This window comes from Proteiniphilum sp. UBA5384 (assembly GCF_002410825.1).
Taxonomy (GTDB): Bacteria; Bacteroidota; Bacteroidia; order Bacteroidales; family Dysgonomonadaceae; genus Proteiniphilum.
The window spans coordinates 416-4,636 of sequence record NZ_DHOS01000036.1 but is presented as its reverse complement, the minus strand read 5'-3'; the positions used below and the strand labels follow the sequence as shown (position 1 = coordinate 4,636).

At 38.8% G+C, this 4,221-nt stretch carries 3 protein-coding genes; all 3 read right to left on the bottom strand.

Annotated elements, in window-relative coordinates:
- Positions 1–157: 157 nt before the first annotated feature.
- The gene (locus B4G81_RS07755; protein ID WP_294081418.1) at positions 158–409 is read right to left on the bottom strand and encodes a hypothetical protein; all 252 of its coding nucleotides are present in this window, start codon (positions 407–409) and stop codon (positions 158–160) included.
- Positions 410–714: 305 nt separating this feature from the next.
- A complete protein-coding gene (locus B4G81_RS07750) occupies positions 715–3,612 on the bottom strand; it encodes a glycosyl hydrolase (protein ID WP_294081417.1) in 2,898 nt (965 codons plus the stop codon).
- A 240-nt stretch (positions 3,613–3,852) separates the two neighbouring features.
- Positions 3,853–4,221: transposase (locus B4G81_RS07745; RefSeq protein ID WP_414703182.1), on the bottom strand; the 369-nt coding region annotated here is incomplete at its 5' end.

The following is a 4,221-nucleotide window of genomic DNA, read 5'->3' as shown; positions in this document are numbered from 1 at the left end:
ATGATAGATCGTTAATTTACTTCGACATATCTTATTACCATGAACAATTTCTCCCGGTCCTACAACGATTCGGGGAGGCCTGGACAAAGGTGGCTGATATGACTCATTTCTTATAACTCTCCAAGATTCTCCGGTATTAACCAAAGCTTCGGCAGATTCATTTCCCTGAAGCAGAAACGCTGTTTGATAAGACATTTGTGCCAGCGGCTGATATTCCCCAAAATTCCAAACGACGGTAGCCAATACATTCTCCCTTTTTTAACCAATCGGCAATATCGATTGTTTCAAAAAACCAATTCGCCAGATCTCCACCGAGCTGGGCATTACAAACCTCCGTGCCGTTTATATATAATCTGTATCGATTATCTCCTGAAACGTGGATTATAAATTTTTCGGGATGATCATTCAACTGAAATGTTTTCCTGAAATGATAAACACCAAAGTCCGTTAATGAAACGCTGGGGCAAGTGATCCATTAAGCATCCCATCTGTTTTTTAATAATTCCGGATTAATTAAATAGGGATTTTGTCCATTTACTGCCAAACAGATAAGGAACATTCCCAAATAAAAAGAGATTTTATTCATCATCAATCTCCTCTTAGTCTTTTTTGTATCTCTAAATTTAGCTCTCATTTCAATTAATACATTGCTGTAATTAGGATTATCCTCGTTCTATACTGCCTGGAACTCCAATATGAAAAATATTTGAAACTTTAATAGATTTCATTCTGTTTATTTTGATGTCTTCGATTGCCTTCCTTTTTAGGATCAGAGATGACAATATTAACGGGTCCTAATAATCCGGAAGGCTGCAGAGCATCTTCTTTCCGATAATGTTTCACTGTTGTGAAGGTGTAACGACCACTGGAACGAACTGCTTCTTCCAAGAACCATTGTGGCCATCTCTTTAACCTAATCCAATCGATCCACTCACAATCTTCAGGTAGATGTTCATCTCCAATCATCCGATTTACCCAAGTATTGACCACTTCTATTTCTATCCGATTTTCTCCTGAGTGAACAGCTTCTGTTATATTGACTCTGTATGGAGGTTTCCAGGCAATTCCACACTCTATTTCATTTATGAATACTTTTGCCATAATTTCTATCCTGCCAAGATCGATAAACATTTCTGCGGGTGAATTAACCTGTTCCGGTGTTAGAACGAACTTGTTCTTATAAGTGGCTGTTCCTGAATAAAATTTAATACCAATATCTTCATGAGATCTCCAATCTGCTAAATCTTCAAAAAGAATTGATTCTTTGGGTGCTCCCCAGTTCGGATCAAATTGTACTTGCCATGATTTGGATATATCTATAATCGGTTTGTAATTTTTAAAAATTTGTTTTTCAGAATTTGCGATGAAGTTATTATTTGAAAAAATAATAAACCAACTCTGCATTGGATCAAATGCCAATTTCAAAGAAATTATTTTTCCGTTCTTATGAGTAATAGGCAAAGAGCTTATTTCTCCTGTTTCCGGGTTCCACAGCCATGGGGTTTTACTTTCTACTCGAAATTCACAAATAGACTCTCTATAATCCGGTAACGGGTTTGAAACAAAATAAATATCCATTTCATCAAACTTACGATGTATGTAATCCAGTCCTTCACCTACAAAATCCGGTAAATTGTTGTTATTCCTGAATATAGTTTCCCAATTATCCGCCATTTGAATTTTACCACTATTCCAAAGTCGATCTGCCAGTTTCTTAACTTCTTTATCATTTTCCGGATACCCGGTTAAACCGGGAGTTCCGATAACCCTTTCCTGCCCGATAACTTTGGCTCCTGCTTGAATAAGGTCATCTATTTTCTGCATAGACGGGAGAGTCAGGTATGCATAGTTTGGTAAAAGTAAATATTCATATGACATACCAGAAGGAAGGACAATTCTCTCGTTTTTCACTTTCATCTGCTGAAGAATATCTGCGGAACAAAAATCATAATCATATCCGGGGGGTAAATCCAAGGTCATTTCGCTTACACTTAACGGGGCTCCCTCCCCATAAAAGTAGCATATGTCTGCGACAAATTGTCCTTGCTTTAATAAGTATTGGCATCGAGCAATATAGTCGAACCAAGGCTTACTAAATTTCCACCAAGTATTGAATCGATTGAAATGCCCTCCCCATTTTTGATGAGTAAGTCCCGGGATCATATCTTCATATGCTTGATGAGCAGATAAATGAAGGAAAAAATGGTTCACCCCCCGACAGAAAGCTTCGTCGCCTGCACCTTTAAAGATGAATGGATGATCTTGCCAACCGCGATTTCCCGTGAAGGCTTCTGCTCCAACATGGACTTTTCCGGTAGTATGAGCGGAGGATGCCATTGCTTTCATGCTATTGTAATACTTGTCAGAACTTATTTCAGGGAATTTATCATCTCCCAAAGTCCAGAATTCACTAATAGGGAAATCACCCATTTCTGCAAACTGTAATGTGTTTATACTCAGTCTTCCGTATGCCTCTACCGAGAATTTCATTCCATATGGCTCAACCAATTCTTGTAAGCGGTACAAATAATTATCTAAGAACAATTCGCTTACTGTTTGTCGGAAATCCCAAAGAAAACGTTCAGACATCATCGCGCTTTCTACCACGCTTCCTGTTAGTACAGGTAGCCAGGGCGTAATGTCATATCCGCGGCGATTTTTGAATTCTAATGGCATTTCTTGCGTCCAATTCTGACAACCGGCTTCCCAACTATCAAGAAAAAGGTGGGTCAATGTTTTTCCTGTCAGGGTATCACTCTGATCAAGGATTGGCTGTAAAAAGTGTTTAAAGTGTGAATCAATTCCTTGCTTGCTTAATCGATTGCATTCTAGCCCGACGGCACTTTGAGGGCATGGCCTGGTCATTAAAAAGTTGGATGCGTGCCCTATCCTTATAATCCTCCATTTTCCAAGAGGAGCGTTCCAGTTTAGGTGGTTTTTTGAATCAAGTAATTCCGAAAGATCAATAAGTTCATTTTGTTTGATAACCGTTCCTGTTGGCGGAGATATTTTATCCAGATTATTGAAGTAGGTTTTTATTCCGAGTCCTGATCTTAACTCCAATTGAGGAATTTTATAAGATGAACTATTTGTTGAATATGGAATTGCCAAAATTGCGATGTCTCTATATGAATCGATCAATTCGATATCAGACAATACTTTATCACTCAATTTTTCACCTGGCCTCAACCATGCTTTGGCAATATTTTCGTCTGGGATCGCAGGGATCCTCAAGTCAATATTAACCTGTGAGCCTCCATCAATGACTGTATCATTCCAAATCAGCTGTTGCATAGAATTATCGGGTGTGATATGGGGGCCTCCACTGCCATATCCAAAGTCTTGTGAAATAGTAAACCCTATGCCTAAACGATCGGCTTCTTGTATTGACCATTGCATCAAATTATTCCATTCTGGAGTATATGGTTTTGCCTCTCCCTCCGGTGCCCACCATAAACCGCCTATTCCGCGCCAAACTACTCCACCGATCCCAACTTCTTTCATAGACTCCAGATCGTTGGTTATACCTTCTTGTGTCACGTTATCAGAAATCCAATCCCAGAAAACCCATGGCTTTACAGAATCAGGGGGATGTATAAATGTAGCTTCCATAATCTTCAGATTTCTTTGCTCCTTTCGAGTTGACTCTTGAGAACAAGCATAAAATATTATAAGAACAATAATTAACTGAAATTTTGTACGACATGTCATAATCTATAGTTTTGTATTATGAATAGACCTCCAGAACAATTTATTTATCACCCTTCATGAGTAACAAAGTGAAAAGAAAAACAGGAAAAACATTAAATAAATAAGATTCCGAATATTTAGGGTCTGCTTATTAATTTCCAATCAGGCACAAAAATTCATTTGTGGTCTGAGTGGATAAATGTTTATATTTCTCACTTTCATCAGGTTCAGTAGTAACGAGACAAAATAAAGCAGGGGAATATCACTTATGTGCCGGATCAGGTTCATTACAAAAATGATAGTCCCTATCCAACTGTTTGATTTTGAGGAAAATCTGGTACGGATATCATTTAAACCATATCCACGCTTGCCCTGACCAAACTTTCCTTCTACCTGGTTGCGTTCTGCCGCTTCCTGTCGCTCCTTACGTTTCCAGTATCCGCTCATGATCTCTTTTACCGTCGGCTCACTGGCTCCCCGGTGTAGCGGATTTCTTTCTCTTTTAAAAACCGTCTGTTCTCCCGGGTAAGA